Raw genomic sequence first — 25,656 nt, forward strand, 5'->3', positions numbered from 1 at the left:
GAAACAAAAAGCACCCTCGCTACCCGAAGGCAACGAGGGCGCTATAAACCCCTAGAAAAATCTAGGAAGAGAAGACTAGTCCTCTTCGGTGAAGTTCTTCACGATGGTGTTATCCACCGGAACACCCGGGCCGTTGGTGGAGGCCATGGTGATCTTCTTGAAGTAGCGACCCTTAGCGGAAGAAGGCTTCAGACGCAGCAGCTCGTCGATCAGAGCGCCGTAGTTCTCAGCCAGCTGCTTCTCGGAGAAGGAGGCCTTGCCCAGGATGGCGTGCAGGTTAGCAGCCTTATCCACGCGGAAGGAGATCTTACCGCCCTTGATCTCGGAAACAGCCTTGGCAACGTCAGTGGTGACGGTACCGGTCTTCGGGTTCGGCATCAGGCCACGGGGACCCAGCACGCGAGCCACGCGACCAACCTTGGCCATCTGATCCGGGGTAGCGATCGCAGCGTCGAAGTCGGTCCAGCCACCCTGGATCTTCTCGATCAGTTCAGCGGTGCCAACGACATCCGCGCCAGCTTCCTCAGCAGCGGTAGCGTTCGGGCCTTCAGCGAAGACGACAACGCGAACTTCCTTACCCGTGCCGTTCGGCAGGGATACGGTGCCACGAACCAGCTGATCAGCCTTGCGCGGGTCAACGCCCAGGCGGATCGCAACGTCAACGGTGGCGTCGAAGTTCTTGGAGGAGGTCTCCTTGACAGCCTTTGCGGCTGCCAGCGGGGTGTACAGGCGGCCAGCGTCGATCTTCTCCGCTGCCGCGCGGTATGCCTTAGAGGTCTTGCTCATGATGATTCCAATCTATTGAAACGTTGGAGTTGTGGTGCAGGCGAAGCAAGTAGCCTTACCACGGTCTGAAAAATCTACTTCTGCGGAGCGTCCTTGACGGTGATGCCCATGGAGCGAGCAGTGCCGGCGATGATGGCAGCGCCAGCCTCAACGTCGTTAGCGTTCAGGTCTTCCTTCTTGGTGGTTGCAATCTCCTTGCACTGATCCCAAGTAACGGAGCCGACCTTGTCGGTGTGCGGAACGCCGGAGCCCTTCTGAATACCCGCAGCCTTCAGCAGCAGCTTAGCTGCCGGCGGGGTCTTCAGCTTGAAGTCGAAGGAGCGGTCTTCGTAGACGGTGATTTCCACCGGCACGATGTTGCCGCGCTGGGACTCGGTTGCAGCGTTGTATGCCTTGGTGAACTCAACGATGTTCACGCCGTGGGCACCCAGAGCCGGACCAACCGGCGGTGCCGGGGTAGCCTGGCCTGCCTGGATCTGCAGCTTAATGAGGCCGGTGACCTTCTTCTTTGCCATCTTTAAACCTTCTTTCTGTTATCAACGCAATCCGCGGGCGATTCACTATCAAAGCGAATGATCAGCACACGGTACTGCACCATTGATGGCCAGTGCAGAGCTATCGCGTCGACCGGATGCCGGAGTTTCACCGGCCACCGGAAAATGGAAAACTTGCGTGTCGATCTGCGGCGTTTAGCCACAGGCAACCTGCATAACTTTAGTTCAGCTTCTCTACCTGATCAAATTCCAGCTCAACCGGGGTTTCACGGCCAAAGATGGAGACCATGGCCTTCAGACGGTTGTTCTCGGTGTCGATCTCGCTGATGGTTGCAGAGACGGAGGCGAACGGGCCGGTAAGGATGGTGACGGACTCGCCCTCTTCGTAGTCCACCACAACCTGCTCGCTGGCCGGCTTCGGCGGGGTAGCCACGCCGGTAGCGGAAACGTCCACTCCGGTAGCTGGAACCTCTTCGCCGTCCTCGGTCTCCTGCGGCTTCGCAGTCTCCGGAGGCAGCAGGAACTTTGCGACTTCGCGGATCTTCACCGGGGTGGGCTTGCCCTCGTTGCCGACGAAGCTAGTCACGCCCGGGGTATCGCGAACGACGGACCAGGAGGCGTCCTCAAGAGACATACGAACCAGCACATAGCCTGGCAGCAGCTTGCGCTTAACCAGCTTGCGCTTACCGTCGCGCAGCTCCACGACCTCCTCGATCGGTACCACGACCTCATGGATCTGCTCGTCTACGCCCAGGGTCTGCGCACGCATCTCCAGGTTGGTCTTCACCTTATTCTCGTACCCGGAGTAGCACTGAATGATGTACCAGTCGCCCGGCAGCTTCTTCAGCTGGCGCATGAATTGACGCAGGCGCGTCTTGTACGCCTCCATTGCTGCGTCCTCTGCAGACTGTTCAGCGTCGTCTGCCCCCTCTGTCTGCTCCGCGTCGGCCGGTGCAGCTGCGGCGGTTTCTTCGCTGTTTTCGGTAGCTGGCGCTGCGGCGTCACCATTAGTGACGCCCTCAGTCTCAGCACCCGCAGCATCCTTCTGTGCCTCAGCTACCGCCTGCTGCACGTCTTCCTGTGCGGCTGCGGCCAAGCTTTCGGCGCTAACGGCCTGGTCGTTCTGGTTTTCCTCTGCCATGGAAATACCCTCCATATCATTAAAAATCCGCCTCTCGCCGGGGCGGCGAAGGCGGTATAAAAGTTGATGTTCGTCAGCTTAGCACAATTAACGCATAATCTGCTGCAAGCCCCAGCTAGCAACCCAATCGCTGCCAGCAACGAGCAGGCATACGAAGATGAGGAACAGCAGGACGATGATGGTGTAGTTCACCATCTCTCGACCGGTAGGCCAGATAACCTTGCTCATCTCAGAGACAACACCGCGGATGTAATCCACGATGGCGCTGAAGGGATTCTTGCGGGTCTTTACAACCTCTGGCGCCTTGGACTTGGAATTGGCAACAGCGCGAGACGTGGTGGCCTGACCAGCCACCTGGCGCTTGCCAGACGGACGAAGGCTGCCGCCATTACCGGATTCGCCGGCTGCGGTCTTTTTGCTCTCGTCGCTCACGTCTAAGTTCTCCTTAAAGGTACCTACAAGGAAGATCGTGCAGGGGCGACAGGACTTGAACCTGCAACCTGCGGTTTTGGAGACCGCTGCTCTGCCAATTGAGCCACGCCCCTATCGAAGTTCTGACTCACGAGTGTACGTGATCAGACCAACGTAGGTGAAGCAACGTCCTGTGAACGGGGAAGATACAGCGTCCAGTTGCTGGGGCATTGCTTCCACGGCACACATTCAGTGCAACGTTCAAGAACAATAGCAGGGTTCTAAGCCTGCAACCAAATAGGGCGCGGGTTTCTCAGAACTTGTCCTCATATGGCGCGTGCCCCTCCCCGGTCTTGCACATGCTTTGCGCGCGTAGTGCATGGAGCATTCCAGAATGCCACCATGCCCACGCCCCCTTACATGCAGCATCTTCCGAAAACGAAAAAGCACCCGGAGATTTTCCATCTCCGGGTGCTTTGTTTTGGTAGCGGTGGAGGGACTCGATCCCTCGACCTCACGATTATGAGTCGTGCGCTCTAACCAGCTGAGCTACACCGCCATCGTCGCCACTTTGATACGGACCGCCAACGGTCTGTGTCTAACGTCGCGTGACGGGGCGCATAAAATGACAGAGCCCCCTGACGGAATCGAACCGTCGACCTTTTCCTTACCATGGAAACGCTCTGCCGACTGAGCTAAGGGGGCATTACTTCGTTTGCATTGCAGTTTGTTTTAACCGCATCGCTTGAAGCCTGAGTTAGCTTAACCACCTAGCAGCGTTTTACACAAATCGGCAGCTCAGATAGAGATTTCAGACTCATTCACGACTACCTTTGCAAGCTTTCAGCCGATAGCTTGTTGTGCCCCGACGGCACATCACGCGCTAACTCCTCATTGCGTGCCGATAGTTTATTGCGCGCCAGTAGCTCGCGTCGCACGAACTTCTGTCACCCAACTCTTGCCCCAATTTCCGCCCTCGCCCCCAACTGTGGATATGCACCTCCATTTAGCGAGAAATGTCGCTAGATCGGGAATCTGTTACTGCATCTGGTTTTCATGTATGCATAACCCCAGCTCAGATGCTTCCATTTTTCGGTCACCAAAAATGTAGGTCTTCACTTTCCCGTTCTAGCGACATTCCCACTGTCCCTGCCCCGTTGAGCCGGAAAAACCCACACTCACACAGCAAACCCCAGAACTCCAGATAGCAAAACCCGGTGGCCACCTCCCGCATCGGGAAGCAACCACCGGGTTGTTGTTTTTGCCATTCGGCGCTGTGCCAGATGATGGATTCGAACCAACGAAGGCAGAGCCGGCGGATTTACAGTCCGCTCCCTTTGGCCGCTCGGGCAATCTGGCATGCACCATTCGGTGCGCTGGTAACTCTACTACGAACAGCCCCAACTTATGCAAATCGCCTGCACAGGGAGGCCACACCCACCTTCAGACCACACACTCAAGCCACCGGAATCCCGCCCCACCAAAAACCGTCCGAATCCACCCCTAGCCACCGAAAGGAAGACAACCGGCGGACTCCCCAGCCGACTATCCCAGTCGCTCCAAGGCAAAATCCATCAGCTGTCGCAGCGCATGGGTCACCTGGTTATCCGGCAGTTTCGCCAGCTCCTGCTCACCGTACTGGCGGTAGCGCTGCACCACCTCAAACGACTTCTCGCGGCCTTCCGAACCACGGATAAGTTCCAGAGCCTCGTCCACCAAGGCATCCTCAGTCACAGGTCCGGTGAGAATCTCGCGGAGTCGCGCCCCTGTGGCGTCATCCTGTCGCAGTGCATAAAGAACCGGCAGGGTGAACACGCCCTCGCGCAAGTCCGTGCCAGGCACCTTTCCGGAGACTTCGGGATCAGCCCAGATGTCGATGATGTCATCGACGATCTGGAAGATCTGACCGACATTGCGGCCAAACTTAAACAGCGCCTCGCGGTGCTCGTCCGAAGCACCGCTGTGCAGCGCACCCAGCCAACCAGCAGAAGCAATGAGCACACCAGTCTTCTCCTGGATCACAGTCAGATAGTGCTCAATCTCATCCTCACCCTCGCGGGCGCCGACGGTCTCGCGCATCTGGCCAGTGACGAGCTCGCGGAAAGTCTCCGCAAAGTGCTGCACCGTGTCAGTGCCCAGCTGCGCCATAATGTCGCTGGCAATGGCGAACAGATAATCGCCTGCCAGGATGGCGACAGAGTTGTTCCATCGCTTATTCGCAGACTCCGCGCCGCGACGCTGATCAGACTCATCCATCACATCGTCGTGATACAGCGTCGCCAGGTGGGTCAGCTCCACCACCGCAGCCGCTTCAAGCACCTCTTGAGAGCTAGGATCCTCACCATAATGGGCGGCAAGCAGCGCAAACATCACACGGAAGCGCTTGCCACCAGCGTCGAAAAGGTGGCTGATCTTGTCGGTAAGGAAGGACTCGCCAACCGACAGTCGATCCTTAAGCAGCTGTTCCACCTGCTGCATCGACTGGCCCAAGGCCTCGTTTAGTTGCGCGTCCCCGACGTCAGGGAGCGCCGGTTTACGGGGTGTGGCACTTGGCATGTCCGTGGTCAGCCTCGACTTTTCCTCTTTAACGCCACATGCTGGTACAACCGTGTACTTCGCATGTGTTTTTTACATGTCTATCGACACTTTAGTCGATCGGCGGGACGGTGTTTAACCCACATGCATACTTCACGTCTCTTACTTCCGCTACCGTTTACCCAGCACCGACGCCACCTCCGCCCCACCTCCGTGAAACAATGGTGGTCGATGAATTCCCCTTTCGTTGAAACCCCCACGAATGCGCCTGCCAAGGTCGACGCCGATCTCGTCGTCGTGGGCGCAGGACCAGCCGGTTCCGCCGCCGCATTCCACGCCGCCCGCGCAGGTCTGGATGTCGCATTGGTGGACATGGCTGATGTCCCCGGCACCGGCGCTTTATCCGCCGAGAATTCCTCCACCCAATCCACTGGGCGCGATAAGACCTGTGGCGATGGATTAACTCCCCGCGCCGTCGCCGCACTTGAATCAATGGGCGCAGCGAATCTCCTCGACGATGCGCCCCACATCCGCGGCCTTAAACTGCATGGTTTCGGCGGTTCCATTACTGCCCCGTGGCCCGTGGGCAGCTTTCCACTCCGTGGCTCGGCTATCTCCCGCTCACGCCTGGATGCTTCCCTAGCAAGGCTCGCCATCGCTGCGGGTGCGCGTTTTATCCAGGCCAAGGTGAGTGACGCCACCTGCGATCCAACCACCCAGCAACTCATCGAGGTGACGGGCACTCGCACCGGTGCAGGAGTGCAGAGCAAGTCAACAGCAAGCACACACTTGCGGCTGAGCGGGCGTTTCTTTGTGCTGTCCGAAGGCGTGCGAAGTGGCATCGCCCGGAAGTTAGGTGTGAAGTGGGATAAAGGTCTGGTCCATGGCATTGCCGCCCGCAGTTACGTCAACACTCCTTTCGGCGATGAGCCGTGGATTCACTCGCATCTGGAGCTCAACGATGCTGACGGCACCGCGCAGCCTGGCTACGGCTGGGTATTCCCGCTAGGCAATAGCGGTGATACCGGCCGGGCTAACCTCGGCTGTGGTGTGCTGGCCACCACTAAGCGCCCGGCAAAGGTGAATACCAAGAAGCTGCTGCGCGATTATGCCCAACAGGTTGGTGAGGATTGGGAAATCGACGGAGAGCCGGAATCTATCACCTCTGCACTGCTACCGATGGGCGGTGCCGTTAGCCGGGTGGCAGGGCCGAACTGGGCTGCAATTGGCGATACTGCGGCGCTGGTTAATCCGCTGAATGGTGAAGGCATCGACTATGCCTTGGAATCCGCGGAACTACTCGTCCGGTTGTTGGTGGAGGAATGGGGAAGGCCGGAGAAGTGGGCGTCCCGAATTAAGGGCAACAACGGCGCCGGCATCGAGCCAGAATGGACGGCCGAGCTCGAAAGACAGTATGGACAGGCATTCGGGTTGGCGCGGCGACTGGCGGTGGTTCTGACGATGCCGGGGCTAATGAGTGCACTCGGGCCGCTGGGTATGCGCGGGCCGCTGGCGAACCGCACGATGGGGGTGGCGACGCGCCTGATGGGGAATTTGGTCAGCCCGGAAGATCGCGATTTTGCTGCGCGGATCTGGAGAGGTGCGGGGCGCGTGGTGAACCTCGCGCCGATCGATAAGCCCTTCGCCGCGCGGGGCTAGACGCGCAGAACTACCGGCGCTGGGCTAGTAGCGCAGGACTATCGGCGAATGGCGCTGTGGAGAGCGACAATTCCGCCTGTGAGGTTCTGCCAGCCGACTTCGTCCCAACCGCACTCGCGGATCTCGGCGGCAAGTTCCTCCTGGCCGGGCCAGGCGCGGATTGACTCGGCAAGGTACTCGTAGGCATCAGCGTTAGAGCTGACGACCTTCGCGACCTTCGGAAGGGCGCGCATGAGGTATTCCTTGTAGACAGTTTTGAAGATGGGAATGACGGGGGTGGAGAACTCTGCCACGGCGAGCTTGCCGCCTGGCTTTGTCACACGCGCCATTTCACGCAGGCCAGCGCGGAAGTCCACGATGTTTCGCAGACCGTAGTTAATCGTTACGGCGTCGAAGGTCTCGTCTGCGAAAGGAAGGTTGGTGCCGTCGGCACACACCATTGGCACGTCGCGGTGGGAGCCCGCGGACAGCATGCCGAAGGAGAAGTCGCAGGCGATGCATGTCGCTCCCGTACGGGCGAACTCTTCGGTGGATACGCCCGTACCAGCAGCAAGGTCGAGCACCAGGTCGCCGGGCTTTAGGTCCAGGCGCTTGCGGGTGCGGCTACGCCAATAGCGATCCTGGCCGAAGCTCAACACCGTATTAGTGAGGTCGTATTTCTTACCCACTGCGTCGAACATCGACGCAACTTCCTGCGGTTTCTTTTCCAAACTTGCCCGAGACACGACACACATCTTAGCGTGCCTCGATGCATACCCCGATCGCACCCGGCTAAGGGGGGCGGGGCTATCCGCGGATTGGGGGTCGCGTTAGCGCACCACTGGTTCTGCGGAACTTTCCGTTTCGGCCACTAGGTCTGCTTCTACAGCCGCCTGCTCCGACTGGGATTCGACGGTGGTCTGACGTACCTCGCGTACACCGGTGAAGTCGCGCTGCGAATTGGTGCGGGGTGCAGCCTTGCCGCCCTGTGCAATGGCTTAACGATAGTAGCCGAGTAGCTGGTCACATAGGCTAGACCAGCTCTTGTTCTGCACACCTTCGAAGGCGTTGTCCCGGTAGGAATCCACTCCCCCAGCGAGGATGGTATCTACCGCGTCAACCAGCTCGGCCTCGAAGTTCTCCACGTTCAACAGGAAGCCGTTGTGGCCGGGCTTAATCAAATCGATCGGACCCCCGGCTGCCGGGCCGATGGTTGCCACACGGGAAGCCTGCGCCTCCTGAATGGCCTGACAGAACGTCTCGAACTGGCCGGTATGTACGAAAATATCCAGGCTGGCAAATGCGTGGGCTAGATCCTCGCCGTAGAGTCCGCCGGTAAACACCGCGGTGGGCATCAGTGCTTTCAGGGAGTCCATCTCTGGGCCATCGCCAACAATGACGATCTGCACGTCGTCTCGTCCATTCAACGCTGCCATGCGCTCCACGGACTTCTCAGCAGCCAGGCGCCCCACGAAACCGACGATCTTCCGGCGGTTCTCCAGCTCCACCACGTCGGTTTCGCCTGCTTTTCCACAGCGCTTTTCTTCACCAGCCAGCAGCCACTCACGACGCAGCTCCGACGAGCGCTTCGAGGGGTGGAAGCGTTCCGTATCCACCCCGCGACCCCAATGGGCCACACCACGCACCTTGTTTTCTTCCAGCTCGCGCATCGTTACGGAGCTTGGCGCCAACGTCATTGCGCACATGTTGTGCATGACACGCACCCAGCGCCAAGCCATTTTGGACAGGAACTTCAATTTGTAGTTGTTGGCGAATCCCGCCACGTCAGTCTGGAAAATCGCCACGCAGGGAAGTTTGAGCGCCCGAGCCGCCACAGCACCCGCACCACCCAGTACGAAAGGGCTAGCCAGATGCACAACATCCGGCTGGAATTTCTTCAGTTCGGTGTACACGCTCGGCATTGGCACGCCGATCGGCAGAGAGTTAATACCCGGCACATCGACAGCAGGGACGCGCGCAATGCGGAACCCCTCATAAGTCGCAATTTCTTCTTGCCCGTCTTTCGCACTCGGTGCAATAACTAGCGCTTCGTGCCCATTGGCTCGCAGGTGTTCCAGCACGCGGAGTACGGAATTTACAACCCCGTTAACATTGGGCAGAAAGCTCTCGGCAACAATCGCAACTCGCATACCCTTCAGCATCCCTTTTGTAGTTCACGCCCGCGTTTCGTCTGGGTAAAAACATTAACAAGTCTAGGGAAACAAAAGGTTACTTTCGCTACTCAAAGTTTATGTTTCTTTTCCCATCGCCGAATCAGCAGCATCAGAACAGCGCACACGGCAAGCCCCACGGTCATTGAAGACAACGCAGGAAGAAATGCCAACGTCCATCCTCGCCCCTGCACTTTGACGTTTTCCGGGTCACTGACCTGGTATTCCACGCGCACATTCTGGCCTTCAACAAGACCGGACGAGTACTTTAGCCCTTCCTCCGGCTGCCGAAAATTGCCTTCTGCATCGCGGAAACGCACGGTCGTTCGCAGGGTTTGTACCGACACAACCTCCGCCGTCGCCTCCCCCTTATCCCGCGAGATCGCATAGTCATCAATCGCAGAGGTGACGATCATGCCACCGCAGACCAAAATCACTATTGCCGCAAGCCCGATCACCACCTGCTTGACTCGCCTTAAACGGCGGGCAATTCGAAATTGCTTCGGGGTGAGCTCGTGGTTTCTCAAGCGATTCATCAAGCGCCCGCAATTCTTTTTTCTATTTCTCGACGCCCACCTCTGCTCACCTTCACTTCCAGCACCGTGATCCCATGTGCCCCGATCTCAGCATGCTCATCGATGGCCATTGCGAGTTCCTCTACGTTGGTCGCTAGTTTGTGCTCTACCCCAAATCCAGCGCAAAGCTCTGCAAAGTCCAAGTCCAACGGAGTACCGAAGACCCGTTCGAAAGCCGCGGTGCCATCAGCGAAGGTGCGCAAGTTCTCTGCCCCCGGCTCCAAGGTCTCGAATATCCCGCCGCCGCTATCGTTGGTCAACACGATAAGCAGGTTATCGGGGCGCGGTTCCAATGGTCCGATATTCAGCCCACCGAGATCATGGGCAAAAGTCAGATCCCCCATCACAGCGATCGTGCGCGGTGCGCGGATAGCCGTCGGGTCAGCATGAGCGTGAGCCATCGCGGCCCCCACTGCGGTGGAGATCGTCCCGTCGATCCCCGCCGCCCCACGATTAGCTATAGTCTGCACGCCGTCAAAGGGCAGCCCGGCGCGGGAGGCATCTCGCACCGCTGTCGAAGCCCCTAGTACCAAGAGGTCACCGTCGCGCAGGGCGTCAGCAACAACGGCGACAGCGTGTACCGCCGTGAAGGGTTCGTGCTCGGCGAGTGCGTCGCGCACCTGTCCAGCTCCCATGTCGCTAATGGCGCGCGCTACTTGAAGCCACGTTTCTGGTTGCTCGCCGTGCGGGCGGACAGAACTGCCGACTTCGTCCACATTGCCGAATACATCGGTGACGTTACGGGTGTCGCTGAGGGCGATGACGTTGATGTCCTTGTTGGCCAGGAGTTTTGTGACGCCACGGTGGAGGGTTGGCCGGCCGATCACCACGATCTGTTCCGGGGTGGTGACCGCCGAATACTCGCCATCACCGACGACCTGGGTGCTAAACATGTCAACGGCCGCGCTATGGACAGGGAAGTCCGGGGCGGGGGCAATAGGCTCCGCAATGGTCGGCACGTCCGCCAATTCATCCATGATCGCTCGCGCCCAGGCAACATCGCTTACCGAACCGGCAATGACGAGAGTACGGCGTGAAAGATCAACCTCAACCTGCCCAAAGGGAAGCGAGCGAACCCCCCGGGGTTCCGGTGTATTGCCGGTGACCGCGCTGGCCCATAGCGAAAGCTCGTCGAGAGTCGGTGGCACCAGCGGCTCCCGCAAAGGAACATCCAAATGCACGCCACCGCCGTCGATGGGGTCAACCGCAGCAGCGACTAACTGACAGACCAGATCGCGTAGCTGCGCGGCAGCTCCGCCGGCTCGGGAGGCATCGGCATCGTCCGGTGCTTTGATGTCTTCCCCTTCCAGCGCCAAGTTTCCTGTATTCAGGGTGCACACTGAATGGGATCCGAAAATCTCCGCCTGATCGATGGTCTGATTTGCGCCAGACCCCAGCATCGAAAGCGGCCGATTCGCCGAGAGAACAATTAACGGTACGCCGGATAGCGTGGCCTCTACCATTGCCGGCAGGCAGTTAGCCACGGCTGTTCCGGAAGTCATGACCACCGGGACGGGTTGGCGGGAAACCTTCGCCAGCCCCAGAGCCAAGAAGGCTGCAGAACGCTCATCCGTACGCACGTGAAGGCGCACCCGTCCCACCCGTTCAGCCTCCACGAAAGCCAAGTTCAGCGGGGAATTTCGCGAGCCGGGGCACAGCACTGTCTCCTGCACGCCACACCGAATTAGTTGATCCACCAACACTAAGGCAGCGTGGACGGCGACAGGGCTGGGAAGCGGCTCAGCAGCCGCAGGAGAAGAATCCTGGGAAGAACTATCGGTGTTAGTCACAGTTCCTCAATTTACCTTTCACCTCGGACAGCCTCGCGGAAGGATCCGCTCACTCTAGGAAGCGATAGGCCGCACTCAGGCGGTTGATCCACCAGTCACGACGCTCGCCGGTGACGCGGAACTCGTTGAGGAGGTCCGGATCCGGAGCAACTGCGCCGGCGTGCATACGCCCATCCACGATCCGACGTTCAGCGAGGTCGCGGACGAAAAGAGTACCTGTGGCTAAGCCGGCTGCATTGGGTTCGGCAACCATGCCGTCGTCATCTATATGCGCCAGGCTGGCGGCTGCTCGCAGCCCCGCTCCCAGCCCCACTGCGGTATCCAATGCAGAACTCACCGTGATGGATACCCCACGCTTGGCTACCTCGCTAGCTACCCGGCGCAATTGGTCCACACCTCCCAGCGGTGGCACTTTGAGGACGGCAACGTCGCATGCGCCCGCGCTCGCTACCTCTTTGACTGCGGCGATCGGGTCGATGCTTTTGCGAATGGCCTCGTCTGCGGCCACACGCACAAAAAGCCCCCGCCGCATGAGGTTCTGGCGTACCTCCGCCAGCTCGGCGATGGTGCGACAAGGCTGCTCCACATAATCCAACGGACCGTCCGCAGCGAGGGTTTCCACCGCTTCTAATGCCTGCTGTACGGTCCAGCCGCCGTTAGCGTCCATGCGAATCTTCGGAGCCACAACCCCCTGGTCGGCGTACCATTCTCGAACCGCGCGGACGCGTTGAATATCCTGCTGCATGCTGATCCCAGGATCCTTCGCCAAAGCAGATTTTTCCGCAACCTTGACCTTCACCGTAGTGCAACCGGGGTAGCGCGCCATGAGGTCATCAATGATCTCGGGCTGTGCCGCCACATCAACTGCGGGGATGGTGGCATTCACGGGAACCCATTCCTCCTGCTCACCCTGCTCGCTGTATCCGAACTGAATCGCCGAGCGCAGCCACAAGGAGGCTTCCGCCGGCTCATATTCCGGGAAAGGAGCGAACTCTGCCCACTGGGACGGGGCGTCAATAAGCAAGGCCTCACGGACAGCCACACCGCGGAAAGGTACCCGCATCGGCAGAGCAACCACATGAGAGCGCTCAAGCAACTCGGCGAGCGGCGGTAGGGCAATGGCAGCGGATTTGGAAGTCTCAGTGTTCATTCTCCCTACCTTGCCAAAAATTGCTGCCCGATAGAATGGCGAACATGAGCGAAAACAGCAGCAATCCCTTCAAGCCCGAACTATGGCGACCCGTGGACACCCCCGGTGTCAACGATTTCACCGACATCACCTACCATCGCCACGTCGGCGAGGGGCGGGCGAATGGTATCGTGCGTATCGCATTTAACCGCCCTGAAGTGCGCAATGCTTTCCGTCCTCATACCGTCGACGAGCTGTACCGGGCGCTAGATCACGCGCGTCGCACCCCGGATGTCGGCACGATCCTACTGACCGGCAACGGGCCATCCCCGAAGGACGGCGGCTGGGCTTTCTGTTCCGGCGGCGATCAGCGTATCCGTGGTCGTTCTGGCTACCGCTATGCCACCGAGCACACTGGGGACGTGGCAGCGGCGGATGAGTCGAGTGTGGATACGGCACGCGAAAAGGTCGAGGGAGGCCGCCTGCACATCCTGGAAGTGCAGCGTCTGATCCGAACGATGCCGAAGGTTGTCATCGCCGTGGTTAACGGCTGGGCTGCAGGTGGTGGACACTCGCTGCACGTGGTGTGCGACATGACAATTGCTTCCCGGCAGGAGGCGCGGTTCAAACAAACCGATGCGGATGTCGGGTCTTTCGACGCAGGCTATGGCTCGGCGTATCTGGCGCAGATGGTGGGGCAGAAGTTCGCGCGTGAGATCTTCTTCCTGGGCCGGACATATAGCGCCGTGCGGATGCAGCAGATGGGCGCGGTGAATATCGTCGCTGACCACGGCAGCTTGGAGGACGAGGCTATTCAAGCTGCTCGCGAGATCAACACGAAGTCCCCCACTGCCCAGCGCATGCTGAAGTTCGCCTTCAACCTGGCCGATGACGGTCTGATGGGGCAGCAAGTCTTCGCGGGCGAGGCCACACGACTGGCCTACATGACCGACGAAGCGGTCGAGGGCAAGGAGGCCTTTTTGGAGAAGCGTGAGCCACGCTGGGAGCCCTTCCCTTATTACTACTAGGGCTAACTAGGGTGCGCCCTTGCTTTTAGCCGCTCTTGCTTTTAGCCAGCCCGGAGCAGCGCTAACTTGGTAGCGTTAGCAGCATGAACATTTATAAAGATGTTTGCATCACCATTTCCCGCATCCTGGTGGGCATCGTGCTGCTGGCGCATGGTTGGCAAAAATACAATTCCTGGACCATCGACGGTACCGCTAAATCCTTCGAGTCCATGAGCGTCCCATGGCCGAACGCTTCCGCACAGTTCGCAACATATTTCGAACTCGCTGCCGGTGTGCTGCTTATCCTGGGTCTGCTGGTTCGGATCGTCGGCCCAATCTTGTTTGTGCAAATGGTCTTCGCATTTGGTTTCGCGCACTGGGGTAAGGGTGCCTTCGTTTCCGATGGCGGCTGGGAGCTTGTCGGTCTTCTGGGCGCCGCGGGTCTCGCCCTGGCAGCGTATGGCTCCGGCCGTTTTAGCTTGGACTACCTCTTTATGACGCCCGTACGTGCCCGTAAGGAACGTAAGGAAAAGACGGCCAAGGAGGCTGAAACGGCTAGGGGCAATGAAGCTTTCGGCCTAAACAACGGCAACTTTGCACCCGCAGGTGCGCCGGCTGGATCGGTCGGGAATCAGAATATGGCTCCGAATTCGGGGCAGGCGCAGGGTCAGGCTCAGAGGCAGAATCCGGGGCAGAATCCTTTCGGCAATTACGGTTCCCCGGCTCAGCGCTCGAATAGCCAGGGCCTGAATAGCCAAGGCGCTAACAACCAGAGCCTGAATAACCAAGGTGCTAACAACCAGAGCAACAACATGTGGAATAACGCACGCCGCGACACCAGCGCCGCCGCGGGTGGTGCCGGTGTCATCGGCGGCAGCAATGCCACTCCGTTTGGTAGCTCCCAATATGGCGACAGCTCCAATGCCGATGCGCCTACCACCCAGTGGAACAGCAACCAGGGCAATGGACCGTCGAGCAACAGCTTCGGCGATTTCTCCAGCTCTGGTTCTGGTTCCAGCTCTGACGGTGGCTCCGATGCTGGCGGTGACGGCGGCGGAGATGGCGGCGGTGGCGACTAAAGGCCAAACGCCATCCGCGAGCCACTTTTAAGGCTCGCCCACCACTACCCCGCCGGAGGAGCTGATAGCTTCCCGGCGGGTTTTGTTGCTTTCAAGTACGAACTTAAGGTTGGAACAAAAAATACTTGACGTTCCCAACAGTTGTTAACTACCCTATGTTCTATCGTTAGAAACTCAACGTCGTCGAAGGAAGGAGGGTAGGCATCATGTTTAACCCATTCAACCAGCTCCGAGCTAAGCTCCGAACCGCTGTCACCACCAAGGGCCCTGATCCGGCTGCGCATTTTGCGTCGATTCACGCCGCCGGCACACGCGTCGCAAATGCACACCGCACACGCAACACACACGCACCAACCGAGACAGATTCCCTCCTCCTTCCCGCACAGTATCGCCACTACCTAAAGGCAAACAACGATCTCCCGACCCCTTCTTTGAACGCCTTGGATACACGCAGCCCCTCCTACCTCGACATCGTCGCTTACCTCATCGACACCGGGAAAACCCCGGCCACTCGCCAGGATGTACAGGCTAGTTTCTTGGCCATCCATAAGCGTCTACCCGGCCCGGAGGAGCTGGAAGCCACTGTAAAGCGCGTCCAGGAATTCGGTCTTCAGGCCGACTAACCCCTCGCCGGAGCAACATAGCCCTCGTGCGCACCTCTTGCGCGCGGGGGTTTTGCTTCGCCCCCTCCCCCTCCTCCGAATGTCGCACCCCTTACAAGCCGTCACAGGGACAGGGCACACCTCTAGGTGTACTGACCGGAGATGTTGATCGAGTCAGGCAGTGGTGAGCCAGTCTTGAATGTCCTCTGGTTTGTGGATTAGGAGGTCGCGCCGTCCGGGGCGGCGTTCGATCCACCCTCGGTCGATGAGGGCGCGCATGAGCGCGGCTCCGAGTCCTCCAGCGAGGTGGTGGCGTTGCTCGGTCCAGTCCGTACACACCTTCAGCAGGGGACGACGCCCAGCCTGCACCACGGCGAGGTCAATACCGATCCGGGCGAAGTGCTGGGCAGCGTGGGGACCCAGCACGTAGCCGGTGGCCGTCGGGCCGGCGATGGCATCGAGCGGACCCCGAACGGTGCCCTGGATGCCGTCGGTGCGGCGCAGCGTCTCGACCTCGACCAGGCCCGCCAGGATGTCGGTGCCCAGACTGCCGGCCAGGTGGTCGTAGCAGCTGCGCGCCACCCGCAACCGGTCCCACTGGCTGGCCTGGCGTAGCCCCGTGACGCCAGGGGTGGACGCCAGAGGGATCAACGACTCCAGGACCACCGCGACGTGGGGGCCTGCGAGCCGGTAGCGACGCATCCGTCCCTCGGGTTCGACGACGAGCAGTCCTGCCCCCGCCAGGCGGGACAGGTGCTCGCTGGCGGTGGAGGTGCGCACCCCTGCCACCTGGGCCAGGCGCGTCACGGGGCGGGCGTTGCCGTCGAGCAGTTCGAGCATCATCGCGGCGCGTGACCGATCGGCGAAGTGCGCGGCCACCGAGGCGATGTCTGGCTGTGGGTCCATGTCACCCATTCTCACCCCGTCACACTTCGACCGCCACCGAAGCGTCCATACCTTATCGTGGTCGACATGAACCTCTCTCCTGATGCCCCCGCCTCACACCGGGGTGGTGCCCGCCGCAACGGCGGGACATTCCTGCTCGTAGTGTTGTGCATCCCCATGTTCCTGGTGCTGCTGGATGTGTTGGCCATGAACGTGGCGATGCCCACGGTCGGCCGCACCTTCCATGTGCCCGTGGCGCGCTGGGCCCAGGTCGTGGATGCCTACACCGTGCCCCTCGCCCTCGCGCTGCTGCCCGCCGGGTGGTTGGTCGACCGCATCGGGCCACGTCGCGCCCTGCTGGTCGGCATCACCGTGTTCACCGCCGCGTCGCTGCTCGGAGGGCTGGCCGGGACATGGCTCGTGGTCCTGACGGCCCGCTGGGGTCAGGGGTTGGCTGCTGCCGTGATGCTGCCGGCCGGGTTGGCCGCCCTGAGCCAGGCATGGCCCGAGCCCGGTGAGCGAGCCAAGGCCTTGGGGGCCTGGTCGAGCATCAGCGCCGTGGCGACCGCGCTGGGACCCGCCGTGGGCGGTCTACTCGTCGCCGCGCTGTCATGGCGGGCCGTGTTCTGGATCAATGTGCCCCTCGGCCTCTTCGCCGCGTGGGGGACCGGGCGCCAGCTGCATGCGGCTCGCCCTGCGGTCCTGCACGCCGGCCCGCCCGCCGCCGCTGGTCGAGGCGAGATGGCCAAGCGTGCGCTGGTCGGGTCCGTGATCGCGGCAGCGATGATGACCTCGGGCGCGAACGGCACTCTCCAGGCCGTCACGGTCCACTTGCAGTCCGGGCTCGGGATGGGTGCCGGGCCGACTGGACTGCTGCTGTTGCTCGCCACAGCGCCATTCGTCGTGCTCGGCCCCCTCTCGGGGAGGGCTGTCGTCCGCCTCGGCCGACGCCGCGTCGCTGCCCTGGGATTCGCCGTCGGCGCCGTGGGACTCGCGACGCTGGGCCGGCTGCCGGGAACCATGGGTCTCGCCCCAGGGCTGCTGGGCATCGGGGTCGGCCTCGGGTTGATGACCTCCGCCATCGTGGGCGAAAGCCTGTCCGCCTGGCCTGGCCGCCCAGGAGTGGCCAGCGGGCTCAACAACGCCCTCCGACAGGCAGGAACCAGCCTCGGCGTGGCCCTCGGAAGCTGGGCAGCCGGATGGTGGAGCGGAACGCCGCTGCTCGTGAGAACCGGAGCCGCAGCAGGACTTTGGTGGGTCGGAGCAGCCGTCCTGGTCTTGGTCACTTTCACCCGCTCCCGCAGGTCGAGGAAGAACCCGCGATGAGCCACCCCAACGCTGCCCCTCACACCCCGCCACCGACTGATCGTCGCCCGGCTCGTGGTCGACCAGGGCTGGCCGGTCAGCGAAGTCGCAGCCCGATTCCAGGTCTCCTGGCCCACCGTGAAGCGCTGGGCCGACCGCTACCGCACCGGCCAGTCCATGCAGGACCGCTCCTCACGGCCCCACCGGTCGCCGAACAAGACCAGCCAAGCCACGACCAGGCGTTGCATCCAGCTCAGCCTGCGCCTGCGCGAAGGACCGGTCCAGCTCGCGTGCCGGCTCGGGATCGCCCCGTCGACGGTCCATCGGACCCTGGTCGACGCGCACCTGAACCGGCTTTCCCATGTCGACCGCGCCACGGGAGAGCCCGTTCGCCGTTACGAGCACGACCATCCCGGGGCGATGCTGCACGTCGATGTGAAGAAGCTCGGCAACATCCCTGACGGCGGGGCTGGCGCTACGTCGGCCGACAACAAGGCGACCGCAACCGCGCTGCCACCCCGGACAAGCCTCGCAACAAGTGGCGGGACCCGTTGATGGGAAAGGCGTACGTCCACACCGTCATCGATGACCACTCCCGTGTCGCCTACGCCGAGATCCATGACGACGAAACCGCCCTCACCGCCACTGCCGTGCTGGTCCGGGCTGTCGAGTGGTTCAACCAGCGTGGCGTCACCGTCGAGAGGGTGTTGTCCGACAATGGAGGCGCCTACCGCTCACACCTGTGGCGAGACACCTGCCATGAGCTCGGGATCAAGCACAAGCGCACCAGGCCCTATCGTCCGCAGACCAACGGGAAGATCGAGAGATTCCACCGCACCCTGGCCGACGGCTGGGCCTACGCCCGCTGCTACACCTCTGAAGCCGAGCGCCGCGGTGAGCTCGAGGGCTGGCTGCACTACTACAACCACCACAGGCCCCACACCGCCTGCGGCAACCAGCCACCCTTCACGCGATTAACAAACGTCCCCGATCAGTACATCTAGGCAGGTTGTACATTGGTCAGCATGACCGGAAATCCCGCCTCCGTTCCCTTGCAGCCAACTGTCATCAGCGCTTCCTCGCCCGAACTCTTCGCCGACTCCCTGGAGGCACTCCAGCAACTCCTCGCAGAGGAACTCTCCCTCCTCCCACTCCCTGCGGACTGGCAACAAACCTGCCCCGACCTGCCGGAACAAATGCGCGCGGGAAGCACAGACAAAGCAGACAGCGTAGCGCCGGGCACACTCATCGCCTGTACCTCCGGCTCCACAGGCACCCCGAAAGGCGCAGTGCTCGGCCCCAACCAACTCACCACCAGTGCGGACGCCACCGTCTCCTTCATGGAGCACCACTTTCAAGCCCAACCAGGGGCATGGCTGCTCACACTTCCAGCGCATCACATCGCCGGGCTGCAAGTCCTACTCCGTAGCCTCCGAGCGGGCTATACTCCCATCGCAGCCCAGCACTTACAGCAGGGATCGCACTTCAACACAGCTGGTTTCGTCGCGGACACGCTGCACCTCGCAGACACTTATCCAGGTGCAGATCTTTACACTTCCCTCGTCCCCGCACAGCTGGAAAGGATCGCCACAGACCCCGCCGCCGTGCAAGCACTGACACGCTACGCCTGTGTACTGGTGGGCGGGGCAGCAGCGCGTGATGGCGTCATAAAGAAGATGGCGGAAGCAGGAGCGAAGATCGCACTGACCTACGGGTCGAGCGAAACGGCCGGAGGGATGGTATACAACGGGCATTGCCTACCGGGAGCACGGGTGCGGATTAGTGACGCCGACGAGCGCGGAGCCGGGCGGGTGCGGATCGCGGGACCGATGGTGGCCGACGGCTACCGCAACGTGAACCCAGCAGAGGCGTTCCCGACTGCGGGAGAGTTTCTAACCTCCGACATTGGAGTGCTGGACGGTGACGTGCTGCGGATTCTGGGGCGCGCCGACGGGGCGATCAACACGGGCGGATACAAGGTACTTCCCGAGGAGGTTGAAAAGGCCCTTTGTCAAAGCGTTCCCGGCGCGGAAGCTGCCTTTGCCGCGGGCATAGAAGACCCACAGTATGCAGAGTTCGGCGAATCGATTGGGGTGCTGGTAGTTCTCAACGACGGCGTTGCCCGAGCCACCGTGCCCGACACCACTGCGTCCGGCATAACCGCGCCCGACATTACCGAGATGGTGCGTACAGCCATGCGCGGGCAGGTGAAGCCCGAACTACTCCCCCGGCGCGCCTGGGTAATCAACGAAATGCCAACCACCGGCCCGGGGAAAACCGACCGCCAACGGGCCGCGAAAATATTGCGCGCAATGTTGCAGGAGAGCACTAAGAAAGCCGCGCCTCTTGGGGGACTAGAATAAAGGTTTTTGTACAAGTGCCATTAAGAGTGTGAGCTCTAGAAAGGCGAACCATGACCTCCACCAGCAGGCAGCACCCCGGAGCAACCCCAGCTCAGTGGCTCGAAGGGGCACGCCCGCACACCTGGGCCAACGCCATTTCCCCTGTGCTTGCGGGCACAGCTGCCGCCACCCTGGAGGGTGCCGCCAACCCACTGCGGGCGGTTCTGGCCGGGGTTGTTGCCCTCGCGATGATCGTGGGCGTGAACTACGCCAACGACTACTCCGATGGCATCAAGGGAACGGACGACGACCGTTCCGGGCCGCTGCGTCTGACCGGCAGTGGCCTTGTGGAACCGCGGAAGGTGAAGTACGCCGCGTTTGCCGCCTTCGGAGTGGGTGCCGTTGCCGGCATTGTGCTGAGCGTGCTGAGCGCTTGGTGGCTAGTACTCGTAGGTGTGGCCTGCATTGCGGGCGCTTGGTTCTACACCGGTGGAAAGAACCCGTACGGTTATCGGGGACTAGGCGAAGTAGCTGTGTTCGTCTTCTTCGGCCTGGTGGCGGTGCTGGGCACGGAGTTCACCCAGACCGGCGCCGTGAGCTGGCGGGGCGGGCTGCTGGCCATTGCCGTCGGTAGCCTTTCCAGCGCGGTGAACCTAGCCAACAACTTGCGCGATATTCCCACTGATTCTGTCACCGGAAAGATCACGTTGGCTGTGCGTCTGGGGGATGCAAACACCCGCCGACTGTGGGTGGGGCTGGTCGCCCTGGCGGTAGTGGTGACTATCGGCATTAGCGTCGGCCACTGGTGGGGGCTGCTTGCGCTGCTGGCTGTGCCGCTGTTTGTGATTGCCGCCAGCCCTGTAACTCGTGGCGCCGAAGGAAAGGCGCTAATCCCCGTGCTGGGCATGCTGGGGCGTGGAATGCTGCTGTGGTCGATCCTGGAGTTTGTCGCCGCGCTGTTGGCCTAGCGAAACTCCACCCCGTGGAAACGAACCTTCGCTTCGATCTCGCGGGTAAGCCCTGCTCGCCACGTTATCGTAGCGCCGCCGATCTGCTTCTTGCGTTGGTGACGGGAGTCTGCCCATACAACCACGTCCCGCGGTTTGCCGTTCATAGCAGCGAGTCTAATCCGCAGATGACCGCCACCAAGATCGGTGGACAAACTGTAGAGAAATTAATCGTCCAAGCGCTCGCGCAGCTGGTCGCGTAGCTCCTGCCGGTGAGCCTGGCGCTCGGCATCCCACCGCGCGATTTGTTCGGTGACGCGCAGGCGCAGCCCCTTGAACATAAACATCGACAGAGGCAGCGCCAGGATCAGCGCCAGCGTCATGCTCACCAGCAGTGGGAAGTAGTCTGCCATGCCCAGCAAAATCACGATCGAATGGATGATGAACGTCAGCACCAGGAACAGCAGCAGGCGCAGGAAGGCATATAGCGCTACGTCACGGACCGCCTTGCCCTTGTCGAGGTTCTTGCCGTCTTTCTTGTTGACGCCCTCATCGCCAGCGGCCGCAGTATCAGCCGAAGCCTTAGCCTGGTTCTTCGCATTCACATCTTCGTTAGCCACGCACACCACACTACGTTTAGCCCGTGAAGTTCCGTTAATCGTCAAGCCGCAGGTGCTCGTCTGAGGATCCTTTAGGATTGTATACATGGGTCGACTTCTTTTGCTCGCTTTGTTCATCGTCACTCTCGTACTGCTGTGGAAAGCATTCGGTCCACAGACCTGGGGAAATGCTCAGCAGCGCCGGCGTGGGGGCGTCAATAGAAACAACGAAGTGGCGAAGAACCACAAGGGGCCGGACGACGACCCGGATTTTCTATGGAACATCGAGAAAGAGCGCTTCAAGCAGCGGCGTGCACAAGAGGCCAAGGAAGCCGAAGAGGCTGAGCGTCAACGACGCGTGGAGCGACGGGAGGAACTCCGGCGACGCGAGCAGCAGGAACCAGAGCAGCACAACCCGAACCAGAGCAACAACGATCCTGAGCAGGAGTAGCGCTAGCGAACCTACAAAAGCTCCACGCGGGGTGAGCGCCCTGTCCGATAGTGATCGATCAACAGGAAGATATTGTCCCAGTTCTTGTAGATCTCAGCACGGCGCAACACGTCCGTATCCTCGGAGCTTTCCGAGGTCCGGCCTCCGTCGGCCGCTCGATACAACGGTCCAGGCATCGGCGGCGGCACGCCTGGCACGGCAGGTGCCTGGCGACGCTGTTCATGTTGAATGATCGCCTGTTCGAACACCAGCTCCGGAAGGTTTGGAGAAATCCCGGCGAAATGCGCATAGTCCAGCGCTGGGTCACCGACCGTCATGTCGGAGAAGTCGATGACGCCCACGCCGCCCTCAGCGTTCCACAGCATGTGTTCCTCATGTAGTTCGCCATGAGTCAGCGCCCGCTGCTGGTTCGGCCGGGCGAAAAGGTCATCAATCTGGCCAAATACCTGCTCTACGAAGTCCAACTCCGCGGCCGTGAGGTGTGGAACCAGATTCGCTTCCACCCGAGACTTCATCAGTTCGTTTTTGCCCGGAAGAGTGCGCGGGGCATGGCTCAGAGTGGAGGTCGCAGCACCGTCAGTCCACCAGGAATCCACTCGGCTCATTGGCAGGACATCGGGGTCGAAGGCGTGCATCGTGGCCAGTAGACTTCCCAGCTGCTCGGCTACCCAGGCACGTTGGCTGGCGGAAAGCGACTGCCACAATTCCGCGCTCAGTGGTTCGCCCAGCATTTCCGTCTGCATGGTCAGCATCACGGGTTCGGCGGTGTTGAAAGTCCCGCGCGCGTAGGCCTGCCGCACCGTCCCCGGCACGCGCACCTTGGTGCGGCGGAACAGCTGCGCGATCAGCGAAGATTCCAGCATGGCTTGTGCTCGGTATTCCTTTTCAAAGGGCACGCGAACCACGACAGATTCCGGGAGCATGTCGTTAAGCTCGTATTCCTTGGATCTCAGCCCGTCCAGAATCACCACCGCGTGGTCGATGCCCTGCTTCGGCACCCGCTGCCCCGACCACTCCAGATCGCGCCATGTGCGCGCCACCAGGCCTGGGATCGTCTCGATAGAAATAGCCACTTGTCTACCGCTCTTTTCCGCGTTTCATTAATGCGCTGAGGTACTGTCCATATGCGCTTTTGCCTAGTTTGTCTGCTGACGCCCGCAGTTGTGCATCATCGATATACCCCAGGCGCCAAGCAACTTCCTCCGGGCAGCTGATCTTCAGGCCTTGCCGCTGTTCTACGGCACGGACGAAGTCGCCGGCAGCAGCGAGATCATCTACCGTTCCGGTGTCCAACCAGGCGGTTCCGCGCGGCAGTACCTCCACATGCAGGCGTCCTTCGGCTAAATAGCGACGGTTGATGTCGGTGATTTCCAGCTCCCCGCGCTCACTGGGCTCCAGTGATTTAGCGATCTGCACTACGTCGTTGGAGTAGAAGTACAGCCCCGGTACCGCGTAGTTGGACTTCGGCTCGGCGGGCTTTTCCTCCAAGCTCAGCGCCGTGCCCTCGCGGTCGAACTCCACCACGCCATAGGCTTCTGGCTCGGCCACCCAGTAGGCAAAGATCGCTCCGCCTTCGGGGTTGTGGAAGCGCCGCAGCTGGGTTCCCAGGCCGGTGCCGTAAAAGATGTTGTCGCCCAGAACCAGAGCCACGGAGTCATCGCCGATGAAGTCCTCGCCAACGATAAAGGCCTCAGCCAGACCATTCGGCTGATCCTGAACCGCATAGCTGATTTGTACTCCGAACTGCGAGCCATCGCCGAGGAGGCTGCGGAACTGCTGCGCATCCGCACCCGTGGTGATCACCAGGATGTCGCGGATCCCTGCCAGCATCAGGGTGGTCAGTGGGTAGTAGATCATCGGCTTGTCGTACACGGGCACTAGCTGTTTGGAGACGCCCTGTGTAATCGGCCAAAGCCTCGAACCGGTTCCTCCGGCCAGGATGATGCCCTTCATTAGTTGGTATCTCCCTGCTCGGGAGCCCACTCATCAGCCGACTGCAGCGCCTCGGCCCAATCCGCGCGCAGTTGTGCTTCCCATGCGCGTACCTCCCGGTAGTTCGGCAAACGATCGCGTACCTCACTGAGGCTCGGCGCCGCATGGTCTTTGTCCGAGAGCACGGCTTCTTCCTTCGTGACGCCCCACGCCACAGCCAGTTCCGTATCAAACGGGTCGATGCCGTATTCCCGCTCTGGGTTATACGCTTCGGTGACCAGGTAGTTCACCGTCGTGTGGTCTGCATGTGCACGGAAACCATGTCCTACGCCCAAGGGTACGTAGACGCTGACATTATTCTCCGCCGACAGCTCCACGGTGATGTGCTGGCCAAATGTCGGCGACCCCACCCGCACATCCACGAGTACGTCGGTAATAGCACCCGCCAGGCAGCTGACAAACTTCGCCTGTCCCGGAGGAACGTCTGCCAAGTGGATGCCACGCACCACGTCTCGCGACGAGCGCGAGAGATTCCCCTGTGCTACTTCGAAGGGGTAACCGAGCTTCTCACCAAAAGCCTCCGCTTTGAAGCTCTCGTGGAAACTGCCCCGGCCGTCGCCATGCACGCGAGGCACATACGCCCAGGTTCCGGGGATCGGTAAATCCACGATGCTGCCGGGTTCAGCGGCGGCTAGTAGCTCATCGGTGCGCGAGGTCGTATCACTCATAGCTTCTACTTTAGCGGCGCTACGCGGGATCTATCTCTTGCTCGTTATCCCGGTACTTTCTTTCGGACGCCGCCCTGGATTCAACCCACCACTTCTCATTGCGGCGATACCACTCCACTGTCTTGGCGAGCCCGGAAGCGAAATCCGTAAAGTGCGGCTGCCACCCCAGCTCGGCGATACTGCTGGGGTCGATGGCATAGCGCCGGTCATGGCCTGGGCGATCCGTAACATGCACAAAATCATCCGCCGGACGGTCGAAGATCTCCAGTAGATCGCGTACCACCTGTAGGTTGGATCGCTCCCCCTCCGCGCCGATCAGGTAGGTCTGCCCCACTTTTCCGGAGTCGAGGATCGCCCACACCGCGTCGTTGTGATCATCCACGTGAATCCAGTCGCGCACGTTCTCACCTGTTCCGTACAACCGGGGCTTGTGCCCTTCGATTAGGCCGGTGATCTGGCGAGGGATGAATTTTTCGGGGTGTTGGCGTGGCCCGTAGTTGTTTGAACAATTCGAAATCGTCGCTTGCAGTCTCCGCGAGCGGACGAACGCGCGTACGAAGTGATCCGCCGCAGCTTTCGAAGCCGAGTAAGGCGAGGACGGATTGTACGGGGTATCCACCGTGAAACGATTCGGGTCATCCAAAGCAAGGTCGCCGAAAACCTCATCGGTAGAAATATGGTGCAGGCGCACACCAAAATCAGCGGCAGCCTGAGCAACATTCAAGGTGCCCTCCACATTTGTGCGGGCGAAAATCGCCGGTGTGGCCAACGAATTATCGTTATGACTTTCCGCCGCGAAGTGCACAATCGCTACCCTCTCAGAGGAAGGCTGCCCGCTGGTGCCGCTCGCCGCGATCACTCGCTCCAAGGCGGCCCGGAATGCCGGGGCGTCTGCCACGTCCCCTTCGATGAACTCCACCCGCCCCGGATAGGCATCCTCCAGCGGGATGCCCTCGTCCGTCCGTAAATTCAGCGGATTAGCGGCATACGTGAGGGCGTCAAAAATAAAAACCTTGACGTCCGGCCTGGTTTCCAGCGTGCGGTGGACGAAATTAGCTCCGATGAAACCCGCCCCGCCGGTGACGAGGACAGTAGAGAAAGTGCTCACG

General features: G+C 60.8%; 25 protein-coding genes, 4 tRNA genes and 1 pseudogene. 9 read left to right on the forward strand and 21 right to left on the reverse strand.

Annotation, left to right across the window (positions count from 1 at the left end):
• Positions 1–75: 75 nt before the first annotated feature.
• From rplA to AC05K6_RS05600, 9 genes are all read right to left on the reverse strand, one after another.
• Positions 76–786, reverse strand: coding sequence for a 50S ribosomal protein L1 (rplA, locus tag AC05K6_RS05560; protein ID WP_293791651.1), 711 nt, complete (start codon positions 784–786; stop codon positions 76–78).
• Between the two features lie 74 nt (positions 787–860).
• On the reverse strand, positions 861–1,301 hold the full coding sequence (gene rplK, locus AC05K6_RS05565) for a 50S ribosomal protein L11 (protein ID WP_293791653.1): 441 nt from the start codon (positions 1,299–1,301) through the stop codon (positions 861–863).
• Positions 1,302–1,500: 199 nt separating this feature from the next.
• Complete coding sequence (nusG, locus tag AC05K6_RS05570; protein ID WP_293791655.1) at positions 1,501–2,421, reverse strand: transcription termination/antitermination protein NusG; 921 nt, start codon at positions 2,419–2,421, stop codon at positions 1,501–1,503.
• Positions 2,422–2,508: 87 nt separating this feature from the next.
• The gene (secE, locus tag AC05K6_RS05575) at positions 2,509–2,853 is read right to left on the reverse strand and encodes a preprotein translocase subunit SecE (RefSeq protein WP_293791657.1); all 345 of its coding nucleotides are present in this window, start codon (positions 2,851–2,853) and stop codon (positions 2,509–2,511) included.
• A 40-nt stretch (positions 2,854–2,893) separates the two neighbouring features.
• A tRNA-Trp gene (locus tag AC05K6_RS05580) sits at positions 2,894–2,966 on the reverse strand.
• Positions 2,967–3,314: 348 nt separating this feature from the next.
• A tRNA-Met gene (locus tag AC05K6_RS05585) sits at positions 3,315–3,391 on the reverse strand.
• 73 nt (positions 3,392–3,464) lie between these two features.
• Positions 3,465–3,537: transfer RNA gene (locus AC05K6_RS05590), tRNA-Thr, on the reverse strand.
• Between the two features lie 572 nt (positions 3,538–4,109).
• Positions 4,110–4,191, reverse strand: a tRNA-Tyr gene (locus AC05K6_RS05595).
• Positions 4,192–4,377: 186 nt separating this feature from the next.
• A complete protein-coding gene (locus tag AC05K6_RS05600) occupies positions 4,378–5,388 on the reverse strand; it encodes a polyprenyl synthetase family protein (RefSeq protein WP_476727991.1) in 1,011 nt (336 codons plus the stop codon).
• A 210-nt stretch (positions 5,389–5,598) separates the two neighbouring features.
• On the opposite strand from AC05K6_RS05600, the gene AC05K6_RS05605 reads away from it, so the two are divergent.
• Positions 5,599–7,026, forward strand: coding sequence for a geranylgeranyl reductase family protein (locus AC05K6_RS05605; protein ID WP_476727992.1), 1,428 nt, complete (start codon positions 5,599–5,601; stop codon positions 7,024–7,026).
• 38 nt (positions 7,027–7,064) lie between these two features.
• Here the strand turns inward: AC05K6_RS05605 and AC05K6_RS05610 are convergent, their stop codons facing one another.
• The 5 genes from AC05K6_RS05610 to AC05K6_RS05630 all read right to left on the reverse strand — a co-directional run bounded on the left by AC05K6_RS05610 (position 7,065) and on the right by AC05K6_RS05630 (position 12,691).
• Positions 7,065–7,751 carry a demethylmenaquinone methyltransferase gene (locus AC05K6_RS05610; protein WP_448307830.1) on the reverse strand — a complete coding sequence of 229 codons (687 nt, stop codon included), beginning with the start codon at positions 7,749–7,751 and terminating at the stop codon, positions 7,065–7,067.
• Positions 7,752–8,003: 252 nt separating this feature from the next.
• The gene (locus AC05K6_RS05615; RefSeq protein WP_476727993.1) at positions 8,004–9,155 is read right to left on the reverse strand and encodes a glycosyltransferase family 4 protein; all 1,152 of its coding nucleotides are present in this window, start codon (positions 9,153–9,155) and stop codon (positions 8,004–8,006) included.
• 92 nt (positions 9,156–9,247) lie between these two features.
• Positions 9,248–9,712 carry a DUF3592 domain-containing protein gene (locus AC05K6_RS05620; protein WP_448307828.1) on the reverse strand — a complete coding sequence of 155 codons (465 nt, stop codon included), beginning with the start codon at positions 9,710–9,712 and terminating at the stop codon, positions 9,248–9,250.
• Positions 9,712–11,541, reverse strand: a complete 1,830-nt coding sequence (gene menD / locus AC05K6_RS05625; RefSeq protein ID WP_448307827.1) for a 2-succinyl-5-enolpyruvyl-6-hydroxy-3-cyclohexene-1-carboxylic-acid synthase — start codon at positions 11,539–11,541, stop codon at positions 9,712–9,714. Before menD ends, AC05K6_RS05620 begins: the two co-directional genes overlap by 1 nt.
• 49 nt (positions 11,542–11,590) lie before the next feature.
• Positions 11,591–12,691, reverse strand: coding sequence for an o-succinylbenzoate synthase (locus AC05K6_RS05630; protein WP_293792176.1), 1,101 nt, complete (start codon positions 12,689–12,691; stop codon positions 11,591–11,593).
• A gap of 44 nt (positions 12,692–12,735) precedes the next feature.
• Between AC05K6_RS05630 and AC05K6_RS05635 the strand changes: the two genes are divergently transcribed.
• The 3 genes from AC05K6_RS05635 (at position 12,736) to AC05K6_RS05645 (ending at position 15,379) form a co-directional block, all read left to right on the forward strand.
• The gene (locus tag AC05K6_RS05635; protein WP_476727994.1) at positions 12,736–13,698 is read left to right on the forward strand and encodes a 1,4-dihydroxy-2-naphthoyl-CoA synthase; all 963 of its coding nucleotides are present in this window, start codon (positions 12,736–12,738) and stop codon (positions 13,696–13,698) included.
• A gap of 83 nt (positions 13,699–13,781) precedes the next feature.
• On the forward strand, positions 13,782–14,756 hold the full coding sequence (locus AC05K6_RS05640; protein ID WP_476727995.1) for a DoxX family protein: 975 nt from the start codon (positions 13,782–13,784) through the stop codon (positions 14,754–14,756).
• A gap of 206 nt (positions 14,757–14,962) precedes the next feature.
• Positions 14,963–15,379, forward strand: a complete 417-nt coding sequence (locus AC05K6_RS05645) for a hypothetical protein (protein ID WP_448307824.1) — start codon at positions 14,963–14,965, stop codon at positions 15,377–15,379.
• Positions 15,380–15,532: 153 nt separating this feature from the next.
• Here AC05K6_RS05645 and AC05K6_RS05650 read toward each other — a convergent pair whose 3' ends face one another.
• Positions 15,533–16,264 (reverse strand): ArsR/SmtB family transcription factor, encoded by a 732-nt coding sequence (locus tag AC05K6_RS05650; protein ID WP_476727996.1) that lies wholly within the window; start codon positions 16,262–16,264, stop codon positions 15,533–15,535.
• 66 nt (positions 16,265–16,330) lie between these two features.
• Here AC05K6_RS05650 and AC05K6_RS05655 point away from each other — a divergent pair, with 66 nt between their 5' ends.
• The 4 genes and pseudogenes from AC05K6_RS05655 (at position 16,331) to AC05K6_RS05670 (ending at position 20,858) form a co-directional block, all read left to right on the forward strand.
• Positions 16,331–17,569: an MFS transporter gene (locus AC05K6_RS05655; RefSeq protein WP_473963880.1), complete on the forward strand. Its 1,239-nt coding sequence runs from the start codon at positions 16,331–16,333 to the stop codon at positions 17,567–17,569.
• A pseudogene (locus AC05K6_RS05660) lies at positions 17,566–18,552 on the forward strand (IS481 family transposase). Before AC05K6_RS05655 ends, AC05K6_RS05660 begins: the two are co-directional and overlap by 4 nt.
• Before the next feature lie 21 nt (positions 18,553–18,573).
• On the forward strand, positions 18,574–19,911 hold the full coding sequence (locus AC05K6_RS05665; protein WP_476727997.1) for an AMP-binding protein: 1,338 nt from the start codon (positions 18,574–18,576) through the stop codon (positions 19,909–19,911).
• Positions 19,912–19,961: 50 nt separating this feature from the next.
• On the forward strand, positions 19,962–20,858 hold the full coding sequence (locus tag AC05K6_RS05670) for a 1,4-dihydroxy-2-naphthoate polyprenyltransferase (protein ID WP_476727998.1): 897 nt from the start codon (positions 19,962–19,964) through the stop codon (positions 20,856–20,858).
• Here the strand turns inward: AC05K6_RS05670 and AC05K6_RS05675 are convergent.
• Together AC05K6_RS05675 and AC05K6_RS05680 are read right to left on the reverse strand one after the other, a co-directional pair.
• A complete protein-coding gene (locus AC05K6_RS05675; RefSeq protein ID WP_293792184.1) occupies positions 20,855–21,004 on the reverse strand; it encodes a hypothetical protein in 150 nt (49 codons plus the stop codon). The genes AC05K6_RS05670 and AC05K6_RS05675 overlap by 4 nt on opposite strands.
• A gap of 60 nt (positions 21,005–21,064) precedes the next feature.
• Positions 21,065–21,457, reverse strand: a complete 393-nt coding sequence (locus tag AC05K6_RS05680) for a DUF4229 domain-containing protein (protein WP_293792185.1) — start codon at positions 21,455–21,457, stop codon at positions 21,065–21,067.
• Positions 21,458–21,542: 85 nt separating this feature from the next.
• Between AC05K6_RS05680 and AC05K6_RS05685 the strand changes: the two genes are divergently transcribed.
• Entirely contained in the window at positions 21,543–21,887 is a 345-nt protein-coding gene (locus AC05K6_RS05685; protein ID WP_476727999.1) for a hypothetical protein, read from the forward strand.
• 11 nt (positions 21,888–21,898) lie between these two features.
• Here the strand turns inward: AC05K6_RS05685 and AC05K6_RS05690 are convergent, their stop codons facing one another.
• The 4 genes from AC05K6_RS05690 to rfbB are packed head-to-tail and all read right to left on the reverse strand — an operon-like array spanning position 21,899 to position 25,655.
• Positions 21,899–22,960, reverse strand: a complete 1,062-nt coding sequence (locus AC05K6_RS05690; RefSeq protein ID WP_476728000.1) for a phosphotransferase family protein — start codon at positions 22,958–22,960, stop codon at positions 21,899–21,901.
• Positions 22,961–22,964: 4 nt separating this feature from the next.
• Positions 22,965–23,840, reverse strand: coding sequence for a glucose-1-phosphate thymidylyltransferase RfbA (gene rfbA, locus AC05K6_RS05695; protein WP_293792191.1), 876 nt, complete (start codon positions 23,838–23,840; stop codon positions 22,965–22,967).
• Positions 23,840–24,547 carry a dTDP-4-dehydrorhamnose 3,5-epimerase family protein gene (locus AC05K6_RS05700; RefSeq protein WP_476728001.1) on the reverse strand — a complete coding sequence of 236 codons (708 nt, stop codon included), beginning with the start codon at positions 24,545–24,547 and terminating at the stop codon, positions 23,840–23,842. Before AC05K6_RS05700 ends, rfbA begins: the two co-directional genes overlap by 1 nt.
• A gap of 19 nt (positions 24,548–24,566) precedes the next feature.
• On the reverse strand, positions 24,567–25,655 hold the full coding sequence (rfbB, locus tag AC05K6_RS05705) for a dTDP-glucose 4,6-dehydratase (protein WP_476728002.1): 1,089 nt from the start codon (positions 25,653–25,655) through the stop codon (positions 24,567–24,569).
• Position 25,656: the final 1 nt, after the last annotated feature.

It is taken from the genome of Corynebacterium sp. TUM25020 (genome assembly GCF_056388495.1).

What these genes read in the sequence shown, in the direction of transcription:
- rplA (WP_293791651.1), bottom strand. Translation starts at nt 786, where the DNA reads ATGAGCAAGACCTCTAAGGCATACCGCGCGGCAGCGGAGAAGATCGAC.
- rplK (WP_293791653.1), bottom strand. Translation starts at nt 1,301, where the DNA reads ATGGCAAAGAAGAAGGTCACCGGCCTCATTAAGCTGCAGATCCAGGCA.
- nusG (WP_293791655.1), bottom strand. Translation starts at nt 2,421, where the DNA reads ATGGCAGAGGAAAACCAGAACGACCAGGCCGTTAGCGCCGAAAGCTTG.
- AC05K6_RS05600 (WP_476727991.1), bottom strand. Translation starts at nt 5,388, where the DNA reads ATGCCAAGTGCCACACCCCGTAAACCGGCGCTCCCTGACGTCGGGGAC.
- AC05K6_RS05605 (WP_476727992.1), top strand. Translation starts at nt 5,599, where the DNA reads ATGAATTCCCCTTTCGTTGAAACCCCCACGAATGCGCCTGCCAAGGTC.
- AC05K6_RS05615 (WP_476727993.1), bottom strand. Translation starts at nt 9,155, where the DNA reads ATGCGAGTTGCGATTGTTGCCGAGAGCTTTCTGCCCAATGTTAACGGG.
- AC05K6_RS05620 (WP_448307828.1), bottom strand. Translation starts at nt 9,712, where the DNA reads ATGAATCGCTTGAGAAACCACGAGCTCACCCCGAAGCAATTTCGAATT.
- AC05K6_RS05630 (WP_293792176.1), bottom strand. Translation starts at nt 12,691, where the DNA reads ATGAACACTGAGACTTCCAAATCCGCTGCCATTGCCCTACCGCCGCTC.
- AC05K6_RS05635 (WP_476727994.1), top strand. Translation starts at nt 12,736, where the DNA reads ATGAGCGAAAACAGCAGCAATCCCTTCAAGCCCGAACTATGGCGACCC.
- AC05K6_RS05640 (WP_476727995.1), top strand. Translation starts at nt 13,782, where the DNA reads ATGAACATTTATAAAGATGTTTGCATCACCATTTCCCGCATCCTGGTG.
- AC05K6_RS05645 (WP_448307824.1), top strand. Translation starts at nt 14,963, where the DNA reads ATGTTTAACCCATTCAACCAGCTCCGAGCTAAGCTCCGAACCGCTGTC.
- AC05K6_RS05650 (WP_476727996.1), bottom strand. Translation starts at nt 16,264, where the DNA reads ATGGACCCACAGCCAGACATCGCCTCGGTGGCCGCGCACTTCGCCGAT.
- AC05K6_RS05655 (WP_473963880.1), top strand. Translation starts at nt 16,331, where the DNA reads ATGAACCTCTCTCCTGATGCCCCCGCCTCACACCGGGGTGGTGCCCGC.
- AC05K6_RS05665 (WP_476727997.1), top strand. Translation starts at nt 18,574, where the DNA reads ATGACCGGAAATCCCGCCTCCGTTCCCTTGCAGCCAACTGTCATCAGC.
- AC05K6_RS05670 (WP_476727998.1), top strand. Translation starts at nt 19,962, where the DNA reads ATGACCTCCACCAGCAGGCAGCACCCCGGAGCAACCCCAGCTCAGTGG.
- AC05K6_RS05675 (WP_293792184.1), bottom strand. Translation starts at nt 21,004, where the DNA reads ATGAACGGCAAACCGCGGGACGTGGTTGTATGGGCAGACTCCCGTCAC.
- AC05K6_RS05685 (WP_476727999.1), top strand. Translation starts at nt 21,543, where the DNA reads ATGGGTCGACTTCTTTTGCTCGCTTTGTTCATCGTCACTCTCGTACTG.
- rfbA (WP_293792191.1), bottom strand. Translation starts at nt 23,840, where the DNA reads ATGAAGGGCATCATCCTGGCCGGAGGAACCGGTTCGAGGCTTTGGCCG.
- AC05K6_RS05700 (WP_476728001.1), bottom strand. Translation starts at nt 24,547, where the DNA reads ATGAGTGATACGACCTCGCGCACCGATGAGCTACTAGCCGCCGCTGAA.